A 25,717-nucleotide genomic window follows, 5' to 3' on the forward strand; every position below is an offset into this window, starting at 1 on the left:
GCACGCTATTAAGCGTGCTTTTATCGGTTTAGTTATTGATTACTGCTTAACAGTAAACTTGCTTACCCAGGTTTCGAGTTCATTCGCAAGGTGAGTGAGTGTTTGAGTACTGTTATGACTCGCTGTCACCACGTTACTTAGTTTGTTGCCGCTCTCTTCGATAATATTAATGCGCATCGAAATATCATCACTGACTTCAGTTTGTTCTGCAGCTGCGGTGGCGATCTGATGACTCATTTGTGAGATTGACTCGAGTGCAATTACGATTTGTTGCAGCGCTTCTGAAGCATTTTGCGACTCTTCAACCGTACTCTGGCTTGTTGCCGCACAGACATCCATGGTGTGAATGGCATTGCGAGAACCTTCTTGTAGGTTAGAGATCATTTGTTGAATCTCTTTAGTACTGTCTTGAGTTCGACCAGCAAGGTTACGTACTTCATCGGCTACCACCGCAAAACCACGACCTTGTTCACCCGCGCGTGCCGCTTCAATGGCTGCGTTGAGAGCAAGGAGGTTAGTCTGCTCAGCAATATCACCGATCACATCCAGTACTTTGACAATATTATTAACGTCGTTGTCTAAATCAGAAACCGCCTGACTGGCAGTGCCCAATTGTGATGCAAGTCCTTGAATATTATCGACTGTATTGTGGATTAACTGCTGCGTATGCTGACTTTGTTGATCTGCTTGGTCGGTATTACGCGCAGTGTCGCTCGCTGAATCGGCGACGTGATTCGCTGATGACGCCATTTCAGTCATTGCCGTTGCAATCATTGCGGTCGATTGCTGCTGGGAGTCAGTAAGCTCCGCAATACTCGAAGCACGATCTTCCACATTCGCAAGCTCGCGACGTAGCGCAACCATTGAGGAATCTAAGTTGTTCACCAGTTGAGCCAGTGAAAGACTCATATGTTGGACGGCTTCATAGATACTGCCTTGGGGCGCATTTTTATCAAATGAAGCTTGGATATCTCCGCGTGCGACAGCTTGTACCGCATTGCGCACTTCTTGGGGTTCACCACCTAATAACGCGATGATTTTACGAATAGAAACAATCAGCACGCCAAAGATACTGCCTGCAATCGCTAGACATAGAAGTAACTGCCATTGTGCTGAAGACCAGAATCGAGCGTTTACTTCGTTAAATCCGATACCGGTGCCAACAACCCAGCCCCAATGAGGCGTTTTCTCAGCTATTGATAGTTTTTCTTCGATCGAGCCATCAGCCAGTTTTTGCGTCCAAGTGTATTCGACGATCTTTCCTGTTGAACGACCCAATACATCGAGGATCAACTGACCAACGCTGTTGCCATTACCGTCTTTAAAGTCATGGAAGCTGGTGCCGTGAAGTTGAGGATCTAGTGGTGCGGCAACGAAAATCATATTTTCATCAGCAACATATACGTATTCATTATCCTTGTAGATATTGTTACGTAGTAGGCGAGTTGCGAGAGCTTTTGCTTCCTCTTCTGGCATTTTGCCTTCAATCGCCATCTGCTCTACTTCAGTCAGAATGCTGTAGGCACTCTTAAATAGTTCAGTTACTCGTGCTTTGTTGTCGAGGCTGCTCGCAACGCGTAGTGTCCAAAGACCTGTTACTGTCAAAGCTAAAAGAGCAGTCAGAATGATTGCTGACAGAATGTAAGCTTGTGTTTTGAGTTTCATGGATCCCCACTGGCAGTTAGGCTGGTAGTAGTTTCCTTACTCTCAAAGCGTAAGGAGAAAGTTGTTTGGGTGACTATGACAAAAATACTACATTAGGCGGTGTTACTTGATCTTTAGTTGAGTCGAAAAATATGATCGAGTTTAAATTTTAACCACGAAATAATGTCTTTAATTGATTAGAGCATTGAATTTATGGCGTGTTTTCTTAATTCCTAATGATTGTTATTTGTGTCTAGTCGTTAAAGGGGGCGAATTCTCGCAGTGCAGAGATGAAAAATCAACCAGTTTTATAGTGAAAAAGTAGTAAGTTGTTTTTTGGTGCGAAATATTAGAAGGAAAAACGGTTTGGCGAGAAGAGTTAATTTTTCTTGCTGAAATATGGTTGGAGAATCGGGAAATTGAGAATTGAGAAGTGGGGCACCGACCGATGAGTTTCAACCAATCGGTATAATACACGTCGAACTGCAGATAAGAAAAAAGCCACGTCTTTCGACATGGCTTCTTAATGTGGCTCCTCCTGCTGGGCTCGAACCAGCGACCTGCGGATTAACAGTCCGTCGCTCTACCAACTGAGCTAAGGAGGAACTATTCTGTTTGTGTCCTGCTTTAAGCAAGTGCACCAAAAATGGTGCCTCGGGCGGAATAACGGGACCGCCTAGGTCACCGACCGATGATTTTCAACCAGTCGGGACAGTGCGCATCGAATAGCTATCGAAGTTCATCGAATTGCAGATAAGAAAAAAGCCACGTCTTTCGACATGGCTTCTTAATGTGGCTCCTCCTGCTGGGCTCGAACCAGCGACCTGCGGATTAACAGTCCGTCGCTCTACCAACTGAGCTAAGGAGGAACTATTCTGTTTGTGTCCTGCTTTAAGCAAGCGCACCAAAAGTGGTGCCTCGAGGCGGAATCGAACCACCGACACGAGGATTTTCAATCCTCTGCTCTACCGACTGAGCTATCGAGGCAAAAGAATGGTGCCGACTACCGGAGTCGAACTGGTGACCTACTGATTACAAGTCAGTTGCTCTACCTACTGAGCTAAGTCGGCACACTATATTCTTTGCGATAAACAACAGTAACTGTCGTTATCTTCCAACAAGTGAATTGTCACCGGTTGGAAAAAAAAGCCACGTCAAAGACATGGCTTCTTAAAGTGGCTCCTCCTGCTGGGCTCGAACCAGCGACCTGCGGATTAACAGTCCGTCGCTCTACCAACTGAGCTAAGGAGGAACTATTCTGTTTGTGTCTTGCGTTAGGCAAGCGCACCAAAAGTGGTGCCTCGAGGCGGAATCGAACCACCGACACGAGGATTTTCAATCCTCTGCTCTACCGACTGAGCTATCGAGGCAAAAGAATGGTGCCGACTACCGGAGTCGAACTGGTGACCTACTGATTACAAGTCAGTTGCTCTACCTACTGAGCTAAGTCGGCACACTATATTCTTTTACTAATTGTTCGTACTTAAGCACCAACAATTTAGAAATTGTGGTGCCCGGAGGCGGAATCGAACCACCGACACGAGGATTTTCAATCCTCTGCTCTACCGACTGAGCTATCCGGGCGACGGAGCGTATTAAACGGATTTTCAGCTCATACGTCAACGTGTTTTTGATTTTTTTTTCAAAATAACGGTTGTTTGCTGGGTTTTTGTTCAAAAATCACGATTAAGTATTGCCCGAGTTAAATTCCTTTTTGAAAGTTGTGACTTTTTCTAAGTAACGACGGGCTTCTGCCTTCGGGTGCTTGTTGGTGAGCGCCCAATAAACTTGGTTGGGTTGCAGTGAATTTATATCGCGCATTGCTCGCTTGCGATCGCTGCGGTTGAATGTATTCAAAACGCCACCTGTGCCGCCGTTGTAGGCAGAGATCATGGTGTACTCCAACGTCAGAGGATGATTGACATCTTTTAAGTAGCGATTTTTTAAGATGTAAAAGTAGGCTGTTCCAGTGTCGATGTTGTTTTCTGGGTTAAATAGATACTCAGGGCTCGGTTCGCCAGAACGGTTTTTAACTAGCTTAAATACGTCTCGACCAGCGGTTTTCGGCACCACTTGCATTAACCCATATGCATTCGCCCAGCTTACAGCATAAGGGTTAAAGCTACTTTCGGTTTTGATTATCGCGTAAATCAAATCTTCTGGAATGTCGTATTTACGCGATGCGCGGCGGACGATATCTGCGTATTGGTAGCTGCGGATCTCGACTTGGTCTTCGACCAGAGGAATTTCAACGTAATAGGCTTTTTTGAAATCGACGTCTTTAACTTTGAGTTTGTTCGCAATCAAATAGTCAGCGAAGCGATTTGCTCGCCATGACCATTGAATCGGCTTGTTATCTTGATCGACCACCTGTTGATAGAGGAATGGACGCCCTTCTAACTTAATGCTTTTTGATGAGAACAGATCGACGCTCATTGGATCGTCCGGCGTCAACAGGGTGGTGATAATGGCATTTTTGAGATGCTGTTTAGGATCGGTTGGCGAAACGGTTTCAACTAATATCGTCCCTTTTTCAAAGTCGACTTCTGAACGACTGAGATAGTTGTCGATATACTTTACGTAGTTACTTTTACCTGCAACTTTGATTTCGCGAGAGCCCCAACGTTTTTCGATATTACCCGAGAAGCTGTTGATCAAAGCGTCAAGAGCTGCAGTATCTTTGGTAAATTGACCAGGCAGCTGTGCGAGGTTTTTAGCAAAACGGTTGGTGGGTTCGTAATTGACATCGTAGATGCTTTCGACAAATTCACGGCTACAGCCAACTAGCAGCATGGCGGTAAAAAAGTAAGCGAGTTTTTTCATCACTATCCTAGAGGTACGGATCCTAAACATAAAAAAATGACACCTCAGTGAACTGTGATGCCATTTCTCATTGCTGGTTGTCAGTTATTCACTTGGCGGCGTGTAGCCTTCGATGTGAACATCTTTACCTTCAAACAAGAAGTTAACCATCTCTGTTTCCAGTAGCTTGCGGTGCTCTGGGTCCATCATGTTCAGTTTCTTCTCGTTGATCAACATAGTTTGTTTATGTTGCCACTCAGCCCATGCTTGCTTAGAGATATTGTCGAAGATTTTTTTACCTAGCTCGCCTGGGTAAAGTTGAAAATCAAGACCTTCAGCGTCTTGTTTTAGACGAGCACAAAATACAGTGCGGCTCATAACAGATTCCTTTTTAACTATTGAAGTTCAAATGGCAAACTTTCCAGCAACTGTTTTACTGGAGCTGCTAAGCCAACTTCTTCGGGTTGAGATAAGTTATACCAAAGACCTTTGTCGGCTTCCATTACCACGTCAGGCTGTTTTGATAGATCCAGCAAAATCGGCGTGATATCGAGATGGTAATGACTAAAGGTATGACGAAACGCGATCAACTGTTGTGTGCGTTTAATGTCCTTGGTTTTAATCTGACGACGATCTAATTGTACTTGGATATCCGCTGTTTCATTGTCTGGAAAACAGAATAGCCCTCCCCAAATACCAGATTGTGGACGTTGTTCTAACCAGACTTGACCGTTGTAATGCAACATCACAAACCAAGTCTCTTTGACGGGCTTGTCTTTTTTCGGCTTCTTGCTGGGATAATCAAGCGGATTACCTTGTTTGTTGGCGAGACAAAGTTGCTCAACTGGGCAAAGGGTGCACTTAGGTTTGCTGCGTGTGCAGACCATCGCGCCCATATCCATCATTGCTTGATTGTATTTATCGGTATCTCGGGTTGGGGTATGTTGCTCCGCGTATTCCCACAGCTGGTTTTCAACTTTTTTCTGTCCAGGCCAACCTTCGACGGCAAAACTGCGTGCGAGAGTGCGTTTCACGTTGCCATCCAAAATGGCATGAGGTTGTTTATAGACCGATGACAAGATCGCGGCTGCGGTGGAGCGACCGATACCCGGTAGAGCGTTGAGTTGCTCAATATCGGTAGGAAACTCACCTTGGTACTCAGTAGCAACGATTTTTGCAGCTTTGTGTAGATTGCGCGCGCGGGCGTAATAGCCAAGCCCCGTCCAGAGGTGGAGAACTTCGTCTTGCTCAGCGTTGGCAAGGGCGACTACGGTTGGAAAGCGCTCTAAGAAACGTTGGTAGTAGGGAATAACGGTCGCAACTTGAGTCTGTTGCAGCATGATTTCCGACAGCCAAACACTGTAGGCGGTTTTGTTTTGTTGCCAAGGCAGATCTTTTCTACCGTAGGCGTCATACCAAGTAATTATGGCTTTGGCAAAAGGCGTCACGACTTGCTCGATTATAATTAGTAAGATTAATGGTCTAAAATTGCATCACAGATTGTGGGGTAAATACAACCGATAAACTCTAAGGTTTTTTTACGCCAAACACTTGCACCAATGGCAATTCTTTGGATAATCACAATCCCTTTAAGTCGAGACCAATTTTTAAACAGGCGAAATCATGAGTGAAGTGACCACTAACGAATACAATGAAGACGGCAAGATGATCCGCAAAATACGTAGTTTTGTGCGTCGTGAAGGTCGTCTGACCAAAGGTCAAGAAAATGCGATGAAAGAGTGCTGGCCAACAATGGGTATTGACTACCAAGAACAACTTCTTGATTGGAAAGAAGTGTTTGGTAACGATAACCCAGTGGTATTAGAGATCGGTTTCGGCATGGGTGCGTCACTTGTAGAAATGGCAAAAAATGCGCCTGAGAAAAACTTCATCGGTATTGAAGTGCATAGTCCAGGTGTTGGCGCATGTCTTTCTGATGCGCGTGAAGCAGGCGTAACTAACTTACGTGTAATGTGTCACGATGCAGTTGAAGTATTTGAGCACATGATTCCAAATGGTAGCTTGAGCACACTGCAACTGTTCTTCCCTGACCCATGGCACAAAAAACGTCACCACAAACGTCGTATCGTTCAACTTGAATTTGCTGAAATGGTACGTCAAAAGCTTCAATTGGAAGACGGTATCTTCCACATGGCGACTGACTGGGAAAACTACGCTGAGCATATGATTGAAATTATGAATCAAGCACCTGGTTTTGCCAACATTGCGACAGATGGCGATTACATCCCTCGTCCGGATGAGCGTCCACTGACTAAGTTTGAAGCACGTGGTCACCGTTTAGGTCATGGTGTTTGGGACATCAAATACAAACGTACCGCGTAATTTCTTAATTCGCTTTACGATACCAAATTTCGTTTGGTATAAAATAGCCAGTGAAAAGCCAACATTGCGATGTTGGCTTTTTTGACTCTATACCGATCTCACTTAAGGCTTTGGGTTTATGGATTAGGCTTTTGGTCTAACCTCAGCAAAGCGATCAAGATGGGAATATGGCTAGAATATAGAGGGTGTGTTTATCTTTCGAGATGATTTTTGCAGTAGTTTGTGGGTTTTTTATACAAGGCAGAGACTTCGACGTGTAGCTTATCTACACGAGAAGCCGATAACACAGTAAAAAGAACCCACAAACACTGCCCAAAGGGTTCGGCTAAAAGCGTTTTACTCTTTGTTGAGAGGTTTTTACTTAGAATGCTAGGCGGCAAGCCTCTCGCCGCGATTAAAACGTTTTTATCTCGAACAAAATTTAACCACGAAAGATAAACACACCCTAGCAAACAGACTCGTTTTGGCGAGTTTCAACGACAACCACAAGCAGGTCATAGATGAAACCGACACGTGAGATTTTAGCGGACATTTTGGAAGAAGTTCGTCCTCTAATTGGGCAAGGAAAAGTCGCAGATTACATTCCAGCATTGGCGAAAGTGCCAAATACTAAGTTGGGGATCGCGGTATTCACTAACCAAGGTGAAGTGATCAAAGCGGGAGATGCAGACGAGGGGTTCTCGATCCAATCGATCTCTAAAGCTCTGAGCTTAACGCTTGCTATGTCTCTGTATAAGCCAAACGAAATCTGGCAACGCGTCGGTAAAGAACCATCGGGTCAGGCATTTAACTCTATGATTCAGTTGGAGATGGAGCAGGGTATTCCCCGTAATCCGTTTATTAACGCCGGTGCAATCGTCGTGGCTGACTTGTTACATAGTCGTCTTTCTGCGCCTCGTCATCGTTTACTTGAGTTCGTTCGCCAACTGTCAGGTGAAGATCATATTGTTTATGACAAAGTGGTCGCTGCCTCTGAGATGATGCACAGCGATCGCAATGCTGCAATCGCTTATCTGATGCGCTCATTTGGTAACTTTGAGAATGATGTTATTCCAGTATTGGCGAACTATTTCCATGCTTGCGCTTTGAAAATGAACTGTGTCGATTTGGCGAAAACCTTTAGTTATTTAGCCAACAAAGGCGTATCGGTGCAAACGGGCAAGCAGATCATCACGCCAATGCAGACTAAGCAGCTTAATGCGCTATTGGCTACCTGTGGTCTTTATGATGGTGCTGGTGAGTTTGCCTACCGTGTCGGTATGCCAGGTAAATCAGGCGTAGGTGGTGGCATCATTGCCATCGTACCCGGTGAAATGAGCATTGCGGTCTGGTCTCCTGAGCTAGATGCATCAGGTAACTCACTCGCAGGTACCAAAGCCCTAGAATTACTTTCAGAGCGTATTGGGCGTTCGATTTTCTGAGGATTGGAACGCGCAGCTTAAAAACTGCGCTTACGGACTTCGGAACGCTTCGCTACGGATTAGGGTTCTCTCAAAGCTCTATTTATAGAGCGTCCTAAATTCCCGCAGCGAAAACAGTTATGTTTTTCGCGTTCCGTCTTCGAATATCCCGCATCCAAGCGCAGCTTTGCTGCGCGTCTTACTCTTCATCCGCCATAAAGGCTTCGAGTAGATCGTTCAAAAATAGCTTACCTTTTTCGGTGATCTGCCAGTGAGTGTCAGTTTGTGACAAATATTGCTGCTCAAGCGCCCAGTTGATGGTGTCTTGAATCGCACTCAGTTCAAGCCCGGTAGTATCAATAAAGTCTTGTTTTGGACAGGCTTCAATTAAGCGGAAACGGTTCATAAAGAACTCAAATGGGCGATCTTCTGCTGCGACTTCAAACTCATCACTTAAATATGGTTTAACCATATTTTGGTACGCGGCAAGGTAGCCTCGTGGGTGTTTCGTCTTGGTTGTGCGTACAATGCGACCATCACTAAAACTCAATTTACCGTGAGAGCCGCAGCCAATGCCAAGGTAATCGCCAAAGCGCCAGTAGTTGAGGTTATGCTGGCATTGATAGCCGGGTTTGCTATAGCCAGAAATCTCATACTGCACATAACCTGCCTCGGTAAGCTTTTGGTGTCCACGCTCAAAGATGTCCCACAAGTCATCATCATCCGGTAATGTCGGCGGCTTGTAGTAGAACATGGTATTTGGCTCGATAGTCAGCTGATACCAAGAGAGGTGCGGAGGATTCAGCTCAATCGCTTGGTCGAGATCCGCCAAAGCTTGTTCAATGCTTTGATCCGGTAATCCATGCATTAAATCTAGGTTGAAGCTGTTTAGCCCGATCTGATGAGCAAGTTTTGCCGCATTGATGGCTTCTTGTTGACCATGGATGCGACCGAGCTTTTCGAGCTTCTCAGCCGCAAAGCTCTGTACGCCGATGGAAATACGAGTAACCCCAGCGGCTTGATAGCCGACAAAGCGATCGGTCTCAACTGTGCCTGGGTTGGCTTCCATGGTAATTTCAATCCCAGACTTGAATGGAATACGCTGTTCAATGCCATCCAATAGACGTTTGATGCCCTCTGCTGAAATTAAGCTTGGCGTACCACCACCAATAAAGATCGAGTGCAATGGACGCGGGGCGAGGTTGAGTTGGTATTTCTCAATATCGCGATCTAAGTCTTCAAGCAGCGCACTAATGTACTGTTCTTCAGGGATCTCTGCTTTGAGCGCATGAGAGTTAAAATCACAATAAGGGCACTTTTGTACACACCACGGGATGTGAACATATAGACTGAGTGCTGGTGGTACTAATTGCATCAGTTAACGCTGCTCCGCTAAAGTGGCGAAGAGAGCTTTCAATGCTTTACCGCGATGAGAAAGTTGTTTTTTACGCGTAGGTTCTAGTTGGGCAGATGAGCAGTTATCTTCAGGTACATAGAAAATAGGGTCATAGCCAAAGCCATTCTCACCTTGAGCTTCCGTTAGAATGCGACCTTCCCATTTACCGTGACACACGATTGGGGTTGGATCGTCAGCATGACGCATCAAAACCAATACACAGTGGAAACGGGCAGTGCGTTGCGCCTCTGGTACGCCTTGCATGGCATCCAGCAGTTTATTGAGGTTCTCTTCATCACTTGCGCCAACGCCTGCGTAACGTGCAGAATAAATCCCAGGCGCACCTTTAAGGTAGTCCACCTCAAGACCAGAGTCATCGGCGATAGCTGGCAAGCCCGTTTCTTTGGCTGCGTGGCGTGCTTTGATGATTGCGTTTTCAATAAAAGTTGTGCCAGTCTCATCGGCTTCTGTCACATTGAATTCGCTCTGCGCCAGTACTTCAAAGCCGAAGTCAGCTAGCAAATCTGCCATTTCACGCACTTTGCCTTGGTTACCGGTCGCTAATACAATCTTGCTCATGCTTGGTCCCGTTTATTCTTCAACATAAAATTTTTGCGTGAACTTTAAAGCGCCTTTGCCTTTATTGCCAGCATCGATATCGATATTAAAGCTAATATTTTCTTCTTCACTGATAGTGAACTCCGCTAAATAGTAGATAGCATCACCTTCTGTGACTTCTTTAAAGCTCAGCTGGCGGGTTTGTCCAAGAAGGTTTTTGGCAGTGCCAGAGACTTTGCCTGCAATTGCTGGCTTTCCTACTTGCGACATGTCGAGCAAACTAATGTTTAAAATTGCAGAGTAGCCGCTGCGTTTGAGTTTATAACTGCGTGCCACTTGTGGGGTGAGAAAGGTGGAGTTGAACGCCGAGTAATGGGCTTCAACGTCTTTGATGGTTTTAAACTGTCCAGCGTAACTTGGTAGTGCGAAACAGCTTACCAGGAGTGTAATTAGCCACTTTTTCATATCTTTACATCCATTTAGATAAACAAAAAGCCATCATAGGATGGCTTCGATTTCAGTGGGAATTTGATTGGGGGAGATAATGCGCACCTGTTTATGGCGTCCGAGTTCTCCTTTTTCGATATTGACCAATCCTTTTGCCACTTTAAATTGCTTTGCCAGGTACTTAGCTAAGTGTCCATTGGCTTTGCCATCAACAGGTGGTGCAGTAATCGCAATTTTGATTTCTTCACCATGCAAGCCGACGATTTTGTCGCGGCTTGCTTTAGGTTGGATATAAAGGCGAAGCACCAAGTCTTCACCTTCACGCCATACCGCTACTGACATTATAGTTGGAACCAGATTGGACCGATCAAATCACCCATCAGGAAGTTAGCAAACTGCAAGCCAATAAATAGTACAAGGACGCTTAAATCAAAGCCGCCCATCGCTGGAATAATGCGACGAATCGGCGCTAGCATTGGCTCAGTCAGTTGGTGGAACACGTACTCAATCGGGCTGCGACCTTGGCTTACCCAGCTTAAGATTGCACGGATCAGTAGTACCCAGAATAGTAAGCCACCTGCCGCTTTAACCAGCGATAATAACCCTAGGAATAAGAAATCTGCGCTAAACGCTACTGAGCCACCAGAAGCAATTAGCATTAGGCTAACGAACTTTAGTACACACAATAGGAAAGCGAACAGGACTGTCGCTAAGTCAAGCTTACCCACAGATGGGATAACGCGACGTAACGGAGCAATCACAGGTTGAGTTGCTTTGACAATAAATTGTGAAAACGGGTTGTAAAAATCTGCGCGCGCAGCTTGTAGCCAAATGCGCAGCAAAACCACCATGATGTAGAGATCAAACAAGGTGGAGATTAGAAAACTCATTGAATTCATAGGTTACCCTTGTGTTTAAACCGCCCCTAACAGGCTTAAAATAATTTTTCCATTTCTTCTGCGCGAATTACCGCTGCCTGCATCGCTTTAGCCACGATATCAGACAGTTGGTGTTCATTGAAGGTACGAATCGCTTCAGCAGTAGTGCCTCCTTTTGAGGTCACTTGCTCACGTAAAGTAGACAGTTCTGTTTCAGGGTTTGCGATAACCATTTCTGCCGCACCTAAAGCCGATTGTTGCACCAATAAACGCGCGGTATCCGCATCAAATCCTTGCTTGATCGCTTCCGCTTGCATCGCTTCCATAAATAGGAAGAAGTAAGCCGGAGCGCTACCAGCAGCGGCAATAACATTGTTAATACCTGACTCTGCCTCAACCCAGCATACCTTACCCACGGCACTCATCAAATCTGCCGCAAATTGTTTGTCTGCTTGGCTAACATTGTGCGGAGCGTAAAGCCCACTCATGCCTTGGCTAACGAGTGCTGGAGTGTTTGGCATCACACGTACGAGGTTGAGTGTGGCAGCAAACATTTGGTTGAGACGTTCAGCACTGATACCAGCCGCAATCGAGATGACTAACTTGTTTTGGTAATCAATCGCCTGCATGCCTTCTGCAACCACAGACATTAGCTGAGGCTTCACTGCGAGCACGATAACATCGGCACTGTTTGCTGCCGCTGCGTTATCAGCGTCAGTATTAATACCATATTGATCGGCAAGAAAATCACGTTGATCTTGGTTGGGATCGGTTGCGGTGATCAGGTTTGCTGGGTAACCGCTTGCTAGCAGTCCAGCAATAATTGAACGCGCCATGTTTCCCGCGCCGATAAAGGTGATTTTCTTATGATCCATGATGGCTTCCTAAATACTTATGTTATTACTTGCTGTAGTCACGTGCGCCGAAAATAGCGGTTCCGATTCGAACCATGGTACTTCCTGCTTCGATGGCGGCTTCCATATCGCCACTCATACCCATAGAGAGGGTATCCAAGTTCAGCTCAGGGAAACGTTCACTCAGGCGATGTTTTAAATCCGCCAATTGGTTGAACGCATTAAGCTGTGATGCGTAGTCTGGCACATTTGCCGGAATTGACATCAATCCTCTTAAAGTGAGGTTTGGTAGTGATGAAATCAACTGCGCTAGCTCAAAAACTTGCTGCTCTTCAATGCCTGATTTAGAGCTTTCGCCACTGGTATTGACTTGAATCAGTACTTGCAATGGCGGCATCTCTGCCGGGCGTTGATCACTCAAGCGTTGGGCAATTTTAGCGCGATCAATGGTATGAACCCAAGCAAAGTTCTCTGCTACAGGGCGAGTTTTATTAGATTGAATTGGACCAATAAAGTGCCATTCAATCGCTAGCTCAGAATGATGCTCGGAAAAATATGCTATTTTGTCTACGCCTTCTTGCACGTAGTTTTCACCAAAAGCACGTTGACCTGCTTGTGCAGCTTCAAGGATTGCTTGGTTAGGCTTAGTTTTACTTACAGCAAGAAGTTGTACTGACTCTTGAGCACGACCACATTTTTGCTGTGCACTTAAGATCTCTGAGGTGATCTGTTCAATATTTTGTTGAATACTACTCATATCTAACTTTACTAAGGAATTTAAATGGATATCGCTGAGTTACTGGACTTTAGTGTAAAACATAATGCGTCAGATCTACATCTTTCCGCAGGTGTTTCTCCAATGGTGCGCATTGACGGTGAGGTCAGAAAGCTGAGCGTACCTGCTTTTAGCCATGCCGATGTGCACCGTTTAGTCTTTGAGATTATGAACGATGCTCAGCGTAGTGAATTTGAGGAGCGTCTCGAAGTCGACTTTTCATTTGAATTACCGGATGTCGGTCGTTTCCGTGTTAACGCATTTAACCAAGCGCGTGGTTGCGCGGCGGTATTCCGTACGATTCCAACGACCATTCCAACTTTAGAAGAGTTGGATGCGCCGGAGAACTTTGAAAAAATTGCCAATTTGGAAAAAGGTTTAGTGTTGGTGACCGGTCCGACTGGTTCGGGTAAATCGACTACATTGGCGGCGATGGTGGATTACATTAATCGCAATCACAATAAGCATATTTTAACGATTGAAGACCCAATTGAGTTTGTTCATCAAAATCAAAAATGTCTTATTAACCAACGTGAAGTACATCGTGATACTCACAGCTTTAAAGCCGCGCTGCGCAGTGCTCTGCGTGAAGACCCAGATGTGATTTTGGTGGGTGAGTTGCGCGATCAAGAGACGATTAGCTTGGCACTGACTGCGGCTGAAACGGGGCACTTGGTGTTTGGTACGCTGCATACCAGCTCTGCGGCAAAGACTATCGACCGTATTATCGATGTGTTCCCTGGCAGCGATAAAGGTATGGTGCGCTCAATGCTTTCAGAATCATTGCGTGCGGTAATCGCCCAGAAGCTGCTCAAGCGCATTGGTGGTGGTCGTGTTGCTTGCCATGAAATCTTAATGGCGACACCAGCGATTCGTAACTTGATCCGTGAAGATAAAGTGGCACAGATGTACTCAGTGATCCAAACTGGTGCCGCGCAAGGCATGCAGACGATTGAGCAAAATGCCAAACAGTTGATTGCTCGCGGCTTGGTTGAACCGCAAGAAGTGGAGCAGAAGATTGGTTCACTTGATTACTAAAGGATAAGCATGGCAATGGATAGTTTTCTTCAAGGAATGAAGCAGCATAAAGCCTCGGATCTTTATATTACAGTTGATGCGCCGGTACTCTATCGCATTGATGGTGAGTTGCAGCCAAGTGGTGAGAAGTTATCTGCCGAGCAAGTGTTTGAACTGCTTGATTCCATCATGGATGAATCACGTCAAGACGAGTTTCGTGCCAGCCGAGAAGCGAATTTCGCTGTCGTACGCGAGTATGGACGCTTTCGTGTATCCGCTTTTTTTCAACGCGAGTTACCCGGCGCAGTGATAAGACGGATTGAAACGGAGATCCCGACTTTTGCCGAGTTACACTTGCCGGAAGTACTTAAAGATTTATCCATTGCTAAGCGCGGTTTAGTGTTGGTTGTTGGAGCGACAGGTTCAGGTAAATCGACCACGATGGCGGCGATGACAGGCTATCGCAATAGCCATCGCTCTGGGCATATCCTCACCGTAGAAGACCCGATTGAATTTGTTCACCAACATCAAAAATGTATCGTCACTCAGCGTGAAGTAGGCTTGGATACCGAGAGTTATGAAGTAGCGCTGAAAAACTCGCTGCGCCAAGCGCCGGATATGATCTTGATTGGTGAGATCCGCAGTCGTGAAACGATGGAATATGCGATGGCGTTTGCGGAGACAGGGCATCTTTGTATGGCGACGTTGCATGCCAATAATGCTAACCAAGCGCTTGAACGAATTTTGCATTTGGTGCCGAAAGAGAAGAAAGAGCAGTTTTTGTTTGATCTATCAATGAACCTAAAAGGTGTCGTAGGGCAACAGTTGCTGCGTGATAAGAGTGGACAAGGTCGCCATGGCGCATTTGAAATATTACTCAATACCCCGCGAGTGGCTGATTTAATTCGCCGCGGCGAACTGCATGAGTTAAAAGCGACCATGGCAAAATCTCAGCAATCCGGCATGCAAACTTTTGATCAAGCGCTGTATCAGCTGGTGGTTGATGGCAAAATCAGTGAAGAAGATGCGCTACATAGTGCAGACTCTGCCAATGACTTACGCATTATGCTTAAGACTTTGAGTGGGGACGGTTTTGCTTCTGGCTCTTTAGCGGATGTCAAAATTGATATGAATTAGTACCAGATGAAATGGGAAAACCGAGCATCACGCTCGGTTTTTTTGTCGCGATAATTAGCCCTCAAATAGCTCTTTATGCAGCTTTTGAATCGCTTGGCGTGATACTGACTCGTGCACTAAGAAGCACAAGTTATGTGGGCTGGCACCAAAACAAATCATACGGAGATTCATATCTTCTAATGTGCCAAATACTTGCTTAGCGTAACCACGGCTCTCGCTCATGTTGTTGCCAATCAGTGCCACTAAGCAAAGGTTTTGCTCGATTTCAACCGTACAGAGCTGTTCCAGCTCGGCATGAGCGGCTGCCGGCAGTTGCGGCGCACCACCAGAGGTATCAGTTTGATCTAAGGTCAATGAGACACTGATCTCTGAGGTGGTGATCAAGTCGACTGAAACTTTATGCTTCGCGAGGATCTCAAATACTTTGGCAAGGAAACCATAGGCATGGAACATTTTATCGCTGCGCAGTGTGACCATGGTTTGATTACAGCGTAGTGCTAATGCCCTAAATAGTGGTGAGCTTTGCACTTGATGGCGAATCCAAGTACCGCCTTTTTCTGGCTCTTTTGATGAGCCGACAAATACCGGAATATCATGACGTAGCGCCGGTACCAGCGTTGATGGGTGAAGGATCTTAGCGCCAAAGTTAGCCATTTCTGATGCTTCACTAAAACTGATTTCGGCAATCGGTGATGCTTTGGCGGCAATGCGAGGATCTGTGGTATAGATGCCCGGAACATCAGTCCAGATCTCCAAGCCTTCAGCTTTTACCGCTTCGGCGATCAATGCCGCGCTGTAGTCACTGCCCCCACGACCGAGAGTCGTAGTATTGCCTTGCTCATCAGAACCAATAAATCCTTGAGTCACGACCACATGCTCTTGGCAAAGTGGTAGCAGTTTTTCTGCTGCTAGTAACTCTGTTTGGGCGACATCAGGCTCAGCCTTACCAAAATCATCGTCGGTGCGTAGTACTTGGCGAATATCAAAACGGATGGCGTTAATGCCACGTTCTCGCATAAGCTGGGCGAGAATGTGAGTTGACATCAACTCGCCGCAAGCAACAAGATGATCGGTTAGCTTATGGCTAGACTGGATAGAAGCGGCTTCCGCTAAACTGGTCACCGTATCGAGGATCTGATATACCTCATTGGCAGTTTCCGTCGCGTGTTCTAGTTTAGCTAGAATCGCTTCGTGGATATCGGCAAGTTTTTGCAAGATATCGGCACGCTCTTGCTCATTGCTTACACCATTGGCTAACTCAACCAATAAGTTGGTAACGCCAGAACACGCACTGCTGACGACGAGTTTAGTATTCGGGTTGTTTTCGATAATAGCCGCACAGCGGCTCATGGCTTCAAAATTTGCGACACTAGTACCGCCAAATTTGGCGACATTAAAAGAACTCACAGCGATTCTCCCACGGCTTCCTAAATATTTTTGCTGGGTTACCCAACGTCCTATGTTGTTTTCAAGAGAAGAGAGTTTGGTGCGATAAGAGGTAAGTTATTTGGCAATAATATTCACCTCAGAAGCGCATCATCAGGCAGTGCTGATGACAGTTGATGAGAGTCAACTCAAGTCAACCGACCTCACTAAACCGACAATTTAGCGATGTCTCGGCACTACTCTCCCTCAATGAATCGTATTGGAGTTGCGGCTCCACGATGCATCTACCTAGGCAGTGCTCCTCTTCTGTGTTTAATTATTGAACGGTTTTATGTGATCAAAGTCAACAGATAATTTTACCTATAATCCAACAATATGTAACAACTAGACTTATGACCAATTGTCCCTTGCTGGATATTGTTCTATGGTGGTCTAACCTGAGAAGATTTCGAAGCATGCTGCAAGGAGCGATTATGACAATTCAAAGCTTTATTCCACCGCGCCGAACCCTAATGGGACCTGGTCCTTCTGATATCTCACCGCAAGTTTTGCAAGCGTTGAGTCGTCCAACTGTTGGACATTTAGACCCGCTATTTGTCGGCATGATGGATGAGCTAAAACAACTACTAAAGTATGCTTTCCAGACTGAGAATGAGTTCACAATTGCTGTATCTGCGCCAGGCAGTGCAGGTATGGAAGCGTGTTTTGTTAACTTAATTGAAGCCGGCGACAAGGTGATTGTGTGTCGTAATGGGGTGTTTGGCGAACGTATGCGTGAGAACGTGATTCGTGCTGGTGGAGAAGCGGTTGTGATTGACGATGAGTGGGGTACTCCTGTCTCTGTTGATAAAGTTGCTCAAGCTCTGCAAGATAACCCAGATACTAAAATTGTTGCGTTTGTTCATGCTGAAACCTCAACTGGGGCGGTTTCAGATGCGCAGGCGTTGGGGGCTTTAGCTAAGCAGTATAATGCGTTAACCATTGTTGATACGGTGACATCTCTTGGTGGTGTGCCGCTTAAAGTCGATGAGTGGCAACTTGATGCGGTTTATTCTGGTAGCCAAAAATGCCTTTCTTGTACACCAGGTTTGGCTCCTCTGACATTTTCATCCCAAGCGATTGAGAAGATTCAAAGCCGCACGACGCCAGTACAAAGTTGGTTTCTTGATCAGAGCCTAGTACTTGGCTATTGGAGTGGCGAAGGTAAACGCAGTTATCACCATACTGCGCCAGTAAACAGTTTATACGCCCTGCATGAGTCATTAGTGATGTTACAAAATGAAGGGCTAGAGAATGCTTGGCTGCGTCATCAAGCGATGCATGAAAAGTTAAAAACTGGACTAGAGAAGTTAGGTTTTACTTTTGTGGTTGAAGAGGCGTACCGTTTACCCCAGTTGAATGCAGTCTATGTTCCTGCGGGCATTGACGAAGCGAAGGTGCGTAACCATTTACTAGAAACTTATAACCTTGAGATTGGCGCTGGTCTCGGTGCTTTAGCCGGTAAAGCGTGGCGCATCGGTTTGATGGGTTACGGCGCGCGCGAAGAAAATGTCGCACTGTGTTTGCGAGCGCTAGAGGAGTCATTGACTCAGTAAGTTAGCTTGAGAATCGTCCCGAGTTTAAAGGAAAAGCGGCTGGATAGCCGCTTTTTTAGTATTGAACGATGTGAGTGCCTAGGCTATTGCGCTGCCGATGGTTTTAGCGCATCAATATTGGGCGCAATATATTGCACCTTATCGAAGTCCCGCTTAGGAAACAGAAATTTAGCTTCACTGCGAATTTGTTCTGCTTTTTTATCTTCGCCAAGTCCTTGATAAGCCATGATCAAGTTATTGTAGAAAGCCGGACGTGGCTTATCTTTAATGATTTTTAGTGACCAATCGATATAAGGTTGAATGAACTTTGGATTGTGGGTCATTAAACCAATGTTGAGATAGGTGCTGTAAATATCCCAATCATAACGATCTTTCCAGACGATTGGGTTACTGACGCGTTCTAAAATCTGCGGATCCTTTGGGTTGGACAGCTCAAACTTCATCAACACATAATTGCTATGCAAAGCCGTCACCATATAAACGCTGGTGAGTATCGGCACAACTAAACTCATCACCCGCAAGGCGATTTGCGATAGTTTGCTAAATGATGCTTCACGGTAGCTATTGGAGCGTTGATCAACCCAATAGAGCAAAATAATAAAAGTAATCCAGTGTACGAATGAGTGATAGAACGGGTACTCAAGTTGACTATGCAGCACGATAGGAACAAACAAACCGAACATTGCCAGTCGCGTGCCATGCTTAGCTTGATACATGCGTAACAGCATAAATAGTGCTGCCAGCATAATACCTAAGACTGGCAGTAGACCGCCTTCTACCCCCCAGAACAGGAGTTCATTATGGGGATGATCCATCCCAGGTAAACCGACGTGGTAACTCGGGTTTAATTGATGCTGACGTGCAGTATAAAGCGTATAGTCTGCCTCAAAAGTACCATAGCCATAACCAGTAAATGGTTTTTCGATAAACATATCGAGAGTTTGTGGAAATGTGTACTGTCTAGGGCTTTCGAGATTTACTTTGTTTTGAATGGTATTCGAGCTGCCAACCATAAGTGGCATCACCAGACCCACCATAACCCCAACTAGTGCTGAAAGACTCCAACCGGCAATACGTTTATGGGTGGCAAAACGGTATAGGTAAGGCAGTACCGCCGCAACCGCAATTGCCGCACCAAGCCAGCCTGTACGAGAAGCTAAAACGATCAGCAGTGGAATGGTGAGCAGCGGCATCAAATACAGCAAGGTCACGTCACTTAACTTGCGTTGATATTTAATTGGCTGACGTGAAAGCAGATAGCCAGATATTGCGAGTCCAGTGGCAAGGAAACTCGCCATCACATTGGGCTGTTGGAAAATACCATATGGGCGGTTTGTGGTGGTGTTGTAGCCAAAAATATTGTCTGGTTGCAGTAGTAGGTATTGTACCCAACCAAAACAGGCTTGAATCGCTACAGCTATTACGATGAACCACAGTAGACGCTGTTTTTGTCGATTGCTGAAACGGAACTGCTGCAAAATAACAAATAGCAACAAACCCATCCATAGCCCAGTCAGCCGATTAAACGAAAGCTCTGCGGAGCTCTCTGGATAGAGCACAGGGGCAGTCATCATCAGGCAAGAGATGAATAATACGATGGTGAGTTTGTTGTAGCGTAGTTTGCCTTCAGTACCGATTTGATACAGACCGATAGCGAGACTGATCCCAAATGCGAGCCAAGTACTGGCATTGAAGGATAAGGCTAAACCAGAGCCTCCCGGATTAGGCATAAAAAAATGCATCGCCAAAATATAGATAGCACCGATGGAGGCTAAAAAAGGGCGAATTAGCGGAAGTTTTGCTGCCTTAGGTTCAAGCTGTGTTCCGGTTAGGTGTATGGTTGCCATATAGGGTCACTTCTACAAAAACAAAACCAGCGTATGATACGCTGGTTTAACTACTTTTGACTATTTTAACATAGGTTTAAGGAAGCGTGCGGTATGTGAACCTTCGACCTGCGCCACATCTTCCGGTGTGCCTTGAGCAATGATCTCGCCACCGCCTTGACCACCTTCCGGACCTAAATCGACAATCCAGTCCGCCGTTTTAATTACGTCGAGGTTGTGCTCGATAACCACGACGGTATTACCGTGATCACGTAGGCGATGCAGTACAGTAAGTAGTTGCTGAATATCATGAAAATGCAAACCAGTCGTCGGCTCATCCAAGATATATAGCGTCTTACCGGTATCACGCTTAGACAGTTCGCGAGCGAGCTTCACGCGCTGCGCTTCACCACCCGATAAGGTTGTCGCGGCTTGACCAAGACGAATATAAGAAAGACCAACATCCATCAAGGTTTGCAATTTACGCGCAATTACAGGTACAGGGTCGAAGAATAGTCGTGCATCTTCAACGGTCATTTCTAGCACTTCATCGATGGTTTTACCTTTGTAGCGTACTTCTAAGGTTTCACGGTTATAGCGCTTACCTTTACATACATCACAAGGTACATAAACATCGGGTAAGAAGTGCATTTCGACTTTAATCACGCCATCACCTTGGCAAGCTTCACAGCGACCACCACGGACGTTAAAGCTAAAGCGACCAGGCTTGTAGCCACGAGAGCGTGCTTCTTGTGTACCAGAGAACAGTTCTCGGATCGGCGTGAAGATCCCAGTGTAAGTGGCAGGGTTAGAACGCGGCGTACGACCGATAGGGCTCTGATCTATATCGATCACCTTATCAAAGTGCTCAAGCCCTTTGATCTTCTTATAAGGTGCAGGCGTTGCTGTCGTCGCGCCATTGAGTTGAGTATGGGCAATCTTAAAGAAGGTATCGTTAATTAGGGTTGATTTACCTGAGCCAGAAACCCCGGTTATACAGCTAAATAGACCGACAGGAACCGTTAAATTGACCTCTTTGAGGTTGTTACCCGTCGCGCCTATGAGTTCCACCACTTTCTTCTTATCAAACGGTGTGCGCTGCTGTGGTATTTCAATTTTCTTAACCCCAGAGAGGTATTGACCAGTGAGCGACTCAGGGACTTCAAGGATCTCTGCCATCGTACCTTGTGCAACCACTTGTCCGCCATGGACCCCCGCACCTGGACCAATATCAATCACATGATCGGCGCAGCGAATTGCGTCTTCATCATGTTCGACAACTAACACGGTATTACCTAAATCGCGTAGGTGGGTTAGGGTTTTTAATAGTCGTTCGTTATCACGTTGGTGCAAGCCAATCGATGGTTCATCAAGCACATACATAACACCGACTAAGCCCGCGCCAATTTGGCTTGCGAGGCGAATACGTTGTGCTTCACCGCCAGAGAGCGTTTCGGCGCTGCGAGAAAGGTTTAGGTAGTTAAGACCCACGTTAACCAAGAACTCAAGGCGATCGTTGATCTCTTTCATCACTTTTTCGGCGATTTTCGCCCGTTGACCTTCTAGTTTTAGATCCGCGAAGAAGCCTAGCGCGTCGGCAATGCTCAGTTCCACAATTTCAGGTAGAGTGGTATCACCGATAAACACATTACGCGCTTCTAAACGCAGACGACTGCCGTCACAACTCGCACAGCATTTAGTTGAGATGTATTTAGCTAGCTCTTCACGGACAGAGTTTGATTCGGTATCGCGGTAGCGGCGCTCTAGTGTATTTAAAATCCCTTCAAACGGATGGCGTTTAACGCGGATATCACCACGATCATTGATGTAGTTAAACTCAACTTCTGTTCGACCTGAGCCTTTAAGGATCACATCTTGGATTTTCTTCGGCAGTTTGTTAAACGGCTGATTGAGGTCGAAATCATAGTGCTTAGCCAGTGAGCTAAGCATTTGGAAGTAGTAGTAGTTCTTTTGATCCCAGCCGCGAATAGCCCCTTGAGCAAGACTGAGTGACTCATCTTGGAGCACTCGGTCAGGGTCAAAATATTGTTGCACGCCTAAGCCATCGCAAGTTCCACATGCCCCAGCAGGGTTGTTGAACGAAAATAGGCGAGGTTCGAGTTCTTGCATGCTGTAGCCACAATGTGGACAAGCGAAATTGGCGGAAAAGACCGTTTCTTCTCCGTCGCCATCCATTGGCGCGACCACAGCAATACCACCAGAAAGCTCTAGTGTGGTTTCAAACGATTCCGCTAGGCGTTGTTGCAGATCGGCGCGTACTTTAAAGCGATCGACCACTACTTCAATGGTGTGCTTTTTATGCAGTTCTAGTGTCGGAGGATCGGACAGGTCACAGGTTTCCCCATCAATACGGGCACGAATAAAACCTTGCGCGGCAAGGTTTTCTAGTGTCTTAACGTGTTCGCCTTTACGTTCTTTAACGATAGGAGCCAGCAGCATCATTTTTGAGCCTTCTGGCATCTCTAGCACTTTGTCGACCATTTGCGATACGGTTTGTGCTGACAGCGGCACCTTATGCTCAGGGCAGCGCGGCTCGCCAACACGAGCATAGAGCAGACGTAAATAGTCATAAACTTCAGTGATAGTACCTACGGTTGAGCGCGGGTTGTGTGAAGTGGACTTTTGCTCGATAGAAATCGCTGGCGATAGACCTTCAATGTGGTCGACATCAGGCTTTTCCATCAAGGATAGAAACTGACGCGCATAAGCAGACAGTGATTCAACGTAGCGACGTTGCCCTTCTGCATACAGAGTATCAAAAGCCAAAGATGATTTACCGGAGCCGGATAAACCAGTGATAACAATGAGTTTATCGCGCGGGATGGTGAGGTTGATGTTTTTAAGGTTGTGGGTGCGGGCTCCGCGTACTTCTATCTTGTCCATGGTAATCGCTCTGTATGGGAAGAACTTCTAGTATTACACAGTGCGATAAATGTTCAAAGAAAAATACTGGACATAAAAACAGTAAAGGCGACCAGTGGTCGCCTTTATGTTCGTTAACTCGCGGATTAGCCTTGTTTAGCTGTTGCGTGTTTACCTAATTCTGTTTTTTGGCTGTCTTTCAAATATAGATTTTCAAAACAGTAATTGGTCGCTTCAATGTAGCCTTCTACACTACCACAGTCAAAGCGTTGACCTTTGAATTTATACGCTAGAACACAGCCGGCTTTTGCTTGCTTAAGGAGTGCATCAGTGATCTGAATTTCACCACCTTTGCCTGGTTCAGTTTGTTCGATTAGCTCAAAGATATCCGGAGTTAAGATATAACGACCGATGATTGCTAGGTTGCTTGGTGCTGTACCTGGTTCTGGTTTTTCAACCATGTCGTCAACGCGGAAAATGTCATCTTTGATCATTTCACCAGAAATCACACCGTATTTGTGAGTTTCATTTTCTGGTACTTCTTGAACAGCAACAATAGAACAACGGAACTGTTTAAATAGCGTCACCATTTGTGCCAGTACGCCTTCTTGCTCATTGACACAAAGGTCATCAGCTAGCACGACTGCAAATGGTTCATCACCAATAAGTTCACGCCCCGTCAGAATCGCATGACCTAGACCTTTCATTTCGCGCTGGCGGATGTAAGTGAAGTTTGCTGATTCGATAATGTCACGGATATCAACCAACAGTTCTTCTTTGTTGGTGCCGCTGATTTGGTGCTCTAGCTCGTAGTTTTTGTCAAAGTGGTCCATGATTGAGTGTTTGCCACGACCAGTGACAATGCACATGCCGTCCATACCCGCTTGAATCGCTTCTTCGACACCGTATTCAATCAACGGCTTGTTTACTACTGGCATCATTTCCTTTGGCATCGATTTTGTTGCTGGCAGGAAGCGTGTTCCGTAACCTGCCGCAGGAAATAGGCACTTTTTAATCATGATTAAACCCTTTGTATCTCTGACGTATTTGAAATTGGCGATAAGATAGCACGGTTTTGATGAATAGATAATTAACCAGGTCGACCAAAAGTTAATTTTCTATCCCTTGCATTATATTTAAGACACTAAATGTTGCTTTGCCCATGATATGGCCTGGACTCTATTTTTTACCGATAGCTTTTTGAAAATCTGATAAAGATGTGATTTGACGGTGAATTCACTAATAAATAGATCTTCAGCAATCTGATTATTTGAGGCTCCAGTTTGCAAACTACGCAAGATTTGAATTTCTCTCGTTGTCAGGTCGACGGTCGCAGGAGAGGTTTGGCTGTCGATGACATGACGGTAGTAATGTAATAGTTGAGCGGCGACTTTACGCGGTAACCAGTTTTGGCTATTAATCACTTCGCCACACCCATAGGCTATATGTGGTATTTCATCGTTGCTGTAAAACAAGGCTTTTAAGTTACCAAAGCTAAGTAACTCATCGGTGGTCAAACGTCTTTCGACATTGAATATGACGGTTTCAAAAATTTTGTTTGAAAGTGGTAGGCTACGAATTGCACTACTCAATTGCTGATAATTGTTGTGATCAATTAATAGGATCTTATGCTTGTGTTGTTGCATAGCCAGCATAAAGTCTTCTGGTTCCATACGAGGGATTGCTACCCCTAACCCTTCTTCAATTAAGTCCACCAGTGGGTAATGCCCATCTTTATCTTCACAAAGAAAATAGAGTGTTCTCGCGTAGATGTTTTTAACCATAACTCGTTCTCATCCTTAATAATTTGGACTTTATAAAATCATTGCTGATTATCCTGTCCTATTTATTTGCAAAGCGCGATCCATCTTCAGTATGAATCTTTGTTTGTTTCATAATTGATAGCGAGTTTTCTTTATCTCATTGAAATTTAGAGCATGAAAATCGAGATAAGTATTGTGAATTGGGAGTCGTGACAAAAAGTTTGTCAATCGGACCTGAAGAAGCGAACTCTAGTTCGATTTGTAAGACGGGTATGCTATCCTTATGCGTTATCAAAAATGAACCAGACGGAGCGAAACATGGCTAGCCGTGGAGTAAACAAAGTTATTTTAGTGGGTAACTTAGGCCAAGACCCAGAAGTGCGCTATATGCCTAGTGGCGGCGCAGTAGCAAACATTACGGTTGCGACTTCAGAAACATGGCGTGATAAAGCGACTGGCGAACAGCGCGAGAAAACTGAATGGCACCGTGTGGCTCTATTTGGCAAACTTGCTGAAGTTGCCGGTGAGTACCTGCGCAAAGGCTCTCAAGTATACATTGAAGGTCAATTGCAAACACGTAAGTGGCAGAACCAGCAAGGTCAAGATCAGTACACAACTGAGATCGTGGTACAAGGCTACAATGGCGTAATGCAAATGCTTGGTGGTCGTCAAGGTGGTCAAGGTGCACCTATGGGCGGTCAACAGCAGCAACAGCAGGGTTGGGGACAACCTCAACAGCCAGCAATGCAGCAACAGCAAGCGCCTCAACAGCGTGCGCCTCAGCAACCACCTCAGCAACAGCCTCAATATAATGAGCCACCAATGGATTTTGACGACGATATCCCGTTTTAATCGATTGAATGTTAAAAAAAGCCGCGATTTTCGCGGCTTTTTTATATAGTGGCAAAAGGGACTTAAACGTTTTTGTGATAGTTCGGCGTTTAAGGACTAATACCTCGAAGGAAGGAGGTTATTCGTGCTAGCTAAATAGTTCTAGCGTATTATCTGGTTCT

22 protein-coding genes, 8 tRNA genes and 1 riboswitch are annotated in these 25,717 nt (G+C 45.6%); of the genes, 6 read left to right on the top strand and 24 right to left on the bottom strand.

Features of this window, described 5'->3' with window-relative positions:
* Positions 1-39: 39 nt before the first annotated feature.
* The 12 genes from GZN30_RS00155 to mutY form a co-directional block, all read right to left on the bottom strand.
* A complete protein-coding gene (locus tag GZN30_RS00155) occupies positions 40-1,665 on the bottom strand; it encodes a methyl-accepting chemotaxis protein (protein ID WP_075647872.1) in 1,626 nt (541 codons plus the stop codon).
* A 508-nt stretch (positions 1,666-2,173) separates the two neighbouring features.
* Positions 2,174-2,249, bottom strand: a tRNA-Asn gene (locus GZN30_RS00160).
* 188 nt (positions 2,250-2,437) lie between these two features.
* Positions 2,438-2,513, bottom strand: a tRNA-Asn gene (locus GZN30_RS00165).
* A gap of 42 nt (positions 2,514-2,555) precedes the next feature.
* A tRNA-Phe gene (locus GZN30_RS00170) sits at positions 2,556-2,631 on the bottom strand.
* A 7-nt stretch (positions 2,632-2,638) separates the two neighbouring features.
* Positions 2,639-2,714, bottom strand: a tRNA-Thr gene (locus tag GZN30_RS00175).
* Between the two features lie 106 nt (positions 2,715-2,820).
* Positions 2,821-2,896 (bottom strand) — tRNA-Asn (locus tag GZN30_RS00180).
* A 42-nt stretch (positions 2,897-2,938) separates the two neighbouring features.
* Positions 2,939-3,014 (bottom strand) — tRNA-Phe (locus GZN30_RS00185).
* 7 nt (positions 3,015-3,021) lie between these two features.
* Positions 3,022-3,097 (bottom strand) — tRNA-Thr (locus tag GZN30_RS00190).
* Between the two features lie 55 nt (positions 3,098-3,152).
* Positions 3,153-3,228 (bottom strand) — tRNA-Phe (locus tag GZN30_RS00195).
* Positions 3,229-3,330: 102 nt separating this feature from the next.
* Positions 3,331-4,467, bottom strand: coding sequence for a membrane-bound lytic murein transglycosylase MltC (gene mltC / locus GZN30_RS00200; RefSeq protein WP_075650905.1), 1,137 nt, complete (start codon positions 4,465-4,467; stop codon positions 3,331-3,333).
* Between the two features lie 84 nt (positions 4,468-4,551).
* Positions 4,552-4,824: an oxidative damage protection protein gene (locus GZN30_RS00205; RefSeq protein ID WP_075650903.1), complete on the bottom strand. Its 273-nt coding sequence runs from the start codon at positions 4,822-4,824 to the stop codon at positions 4,552-4,554.
* Between the two features lie 17 nt (positions 4,825-4,841).
* Complete coding sequence (gene mutY / locus GZN30_RS00210) at positions 4,842-5,894, bottom strand: A/G-specific adenine glycosylase (protein ID WP_075650901.1); 1,053 nt, start codon at positions 5,892-5,894, stop codon at positions 4,842-4,844.
* A gap of 175 nt (positions 5,895-6,069) precedes the next feature.
* On the opposite strand from mutY, the gene trmB reads away from it, so the two are divergent.
* Entirely contained in the window at positions 6,070-6,789 is a 720-nt protein-coding gene (gene trmB, locus GZN30_RS00215) for a tRNA (guanosine(46)-N7)-methyltransferase TrmB (RefSeq protein WP_075650899.1), read from the top strand.
* Between the two features lie 500 nt (positions 6,790-7,289).
* Entirely contained in the window at positions 7,290-8,210 is a 921-nt protein-coding gene (gene glsB / locus GZN30_RS00220; RefSeq protein ID WP_075650897.1) for a glutaminase B, read from the top strand.
* A gap of 178 nt (positions 8,211-8,388) precedes the next feature.
* Here the strand turns inward: glsB and hemW are convergent, their stop codons facing one another.
* Genes hemW through GZN30_RS00255 form a run of 7 tightly spaced genes read right to left on the bottom strand, consistent with a single transcriptional unit; the run spans position 8,389 to position 13,079 of the window.
* Entirely contained in the window at positions 8,389-9,564 is a 1,176-nt protein-coding gene (hemW, locus tag GZN30_RS00225; protein ID WP_075650895.1) for a radical SAM family heme chaperone HemW, read from the bottom strand.
* A gap of 3 nt (positions 9,565-9,567) precedes the next feature.
* Positions 9,568-10,164, bottom strand: a complete 597-nt coding sequence (locus GZN30_RS00230; RefSeq protein ID WP_075650893.1) for an XTP/dITP diphosphatase — start codon at positions 10,162-10,164, stop codon at positions 9,568-9,570.
* Positions 10,165-10,176: 12 nt separating this feature from the next.
* Positions 10,177-10,608, bottom strand: a complete 432-nt coding sequence (locus tag GZN30_RS00235; protein ID WP_075650891.1) for a DUF4426 domain-containing protein — start codon at positions 10,606-10,608, stop codon at positions 10,177-10,179.
* A gap of 33 nt (positions 10,609-10,641) precedes the next feature.
* A complete protein-coding gene (gene yggU, locus GZN30_RS00240; RefSeq protein WP_075650889.1) occupies positions 10,642-10,932 on the bottom strand; it encodes a DUF167 family protein YggU in 291 nt (96 codons plus the stop codon).
* The gene (locus tag GZN30_RS00245; protein WP_075650887.1) at positions 10,932-11,489 is read right to left on the bottom strand and encodes a YggT family protein; all 558 of its coding nucleotides are present in this window, start codon (positions 11,487-11,489) and stop codon (positions 10,932-10,934) included. The genes yggU and GZN30_RS00245 overlap by 1 nt, the downstream gene beginning before the upstream one ends.
* Positions 11,490-11,524: 35 nt before the next feature.
* A complete protein-coding gene (proC, locus tag GZN30_RS00250) occupies positions 11,525-12,343 on the bottom strand; it encodes a pyrroline-5-carboxylate reductase (protein WP_075650885.1) in 819 nt (272 codons plus the stop codon).
* Positions 12,344-12,368: 25 nt separating this feature from the next.
* Complete coding sequence (locus GZN30_RS00255; RefSeq protein WP_075650883.1) at positions 12,369-13,079, bottom strand: YggS family pyridoxal phosphate-dependent enzyme; 711 nt, start codon at positions 13,077-13,079, stop codon at positions 12,369-12,371.
* Positions 13,080-13,103: 24 nt separating this feature from the next.
* On the opposite strand from GZN30_RS00255, the gene GZN30_RS00260 reads away from it, so the two are divergent.
* Positions 13,104-14,135 (top strand): type IV pilus twitching motility protein PilT, encoded by a 1,032-nt coding sequence (locus tag GZN30_RS00260; protein WP_075650881.1) that lies wholly within the window; start codon positions 13,104-13,106, stop codon positions 14,133-14,135.
* Positions 14,136-14,150: 15 nt separating this feature from the next.
* Positions 14,151-15,251 (top strand): PilT/PilU family type 4a pilus ATPase, encoded by a 1,101-nt coding sequence (locus tag GZN30_RS00265; RefSeq protein WP_408646756.1) that lies wholly within the window; start codon positions 14,151-14,153, stop codon positions 15,249-15,251.
* A gap of 54 nt (positions 15,252-15,305) precedes the next feature.
* Here GZN30_RS00265 and lysC read toward each other — a convergent pair whose 3' ends face one another.
* Positions 15,306-16,658, bottom strand: a complete 1,353-nt coding sequence (lysC, locus tag GZN30_RS00270) for a lysine-sensitive aspartokinase 3 (RefSeq protein ID WP_075650877.1) — start codon at positions 16,656-16,658, stop codon at positions 15,306-15,308.
* Between the two features lie 114 nt (positions 16,659-16,772).
* A riboswitch (Lysine riboswitch) is annotated at positions 16,773-16,951 on the bottom strand.
* A 159-nt stretch (positions 16,952-17,110) separates the two neighbouring features.
* Here lysC and GZN30_RS00275 point away from each other — a divergent pair.
* Positions 17,111-18,232 carry a pyridoxal-phosphate-dependent aminotransferase family protein gene (locus tag GZN30_RS00275; protein WP_075650875.1) on the top strand — a complete coding sequence of 374 codons (1,122 nt, stop codon included), beginning with the start codon at positions 17,111-17,113 and terminating at the stop codon, positions 18,230-18,232.
* A gap of 83 nt (positions 18,233-18,315) precedes the next feature.
* On the opposite strand, the gene GZN30_RS00280 is transcribed toward GZN30_RS00275, so the two are convergent.
* The 4 genes from GZN30_RS00280 to GZN30_RS00295 all read right to left on the bottom strand — a co-directional run bounded on the left by GZN30_RS00280 (position 18,316) and on the right by GZN30_RS00295 (position 24,725).
* Positions 18,316-20,079, bottom strand: a complete 1,764-nt coding sequence (locus GZN30_RS00280; protein WP_075650873.1) for a PglL family O-oligosaccharyltransferase — start codon at positions 20,077-20,079, stop codon at positions 18,316-18,318.
* A 60-nt stretch (positions 20,080-20,139) separates the two neighbouring features.
* Positions 20,140-22,962: an excinuclease ABC subunit UvrA gene (gene uvrA, locus GZN30_RS00285; protein WP_075650871.1), complete on the bottom strand. Its 2,823-nt coding sequence runs from the start codon at positions 22,960-22,962 to the stop codon at positions 20,140-20,142.
* Positions 22,963-23,087: 125 nt separating this feature from the next.
* A complete protein-coding gene (galU, locus tag GZN30_RS00290) occupies positions 23,088-23,960 on the bottom strand; it encodes a UTP--glucose-1-phosphate uridylyltransferase GalU (protein ID WP_075650869.1) in 873 nt (290 codons plus the stop codon).
* Between the two features lie 117 nt (positions 23,961-24,077).
* The gene (locus tag GZN30_RS00295) at positions 24,078-24,725 is read right to left on the bottom strand and encodes a LuxR C-terminal-related transcriptional regulator (protein ID WP_075650867.1); all 648 of its coding nucleotides are present in this window, start codon (positions 24,723-24,725) and stop codon (positions 24,078-24,080) included.
* A gap of 297 nt (positions 24,726-25,022) precedes the next feature.
* On the opposite strand from GZN30_RS00295, the gene GZN30_RS00300 reads away from it, so the two are divergent.
* Complete coding sequence (locus GZN30_RS00300) at positions 25,023-25,556, top strand: single-stranded DNA-binding protein (protein WP_075650865.1); 534 nt, start codon at positions 25,023-25,025, stop codon at positions 25,554-25,556.
* Positions 25,557-25,717 lie beyond the last annotated feature (161 nt).

This window comes from Vibrio ponticus (genome assembly GCF_009938225.1).
GTDB lineage: Bacteria > Pseudomonadota > Gammaproteobacteria > Enterobacterales > Vibrionaceae > Vibrio > Vibrio ponticus.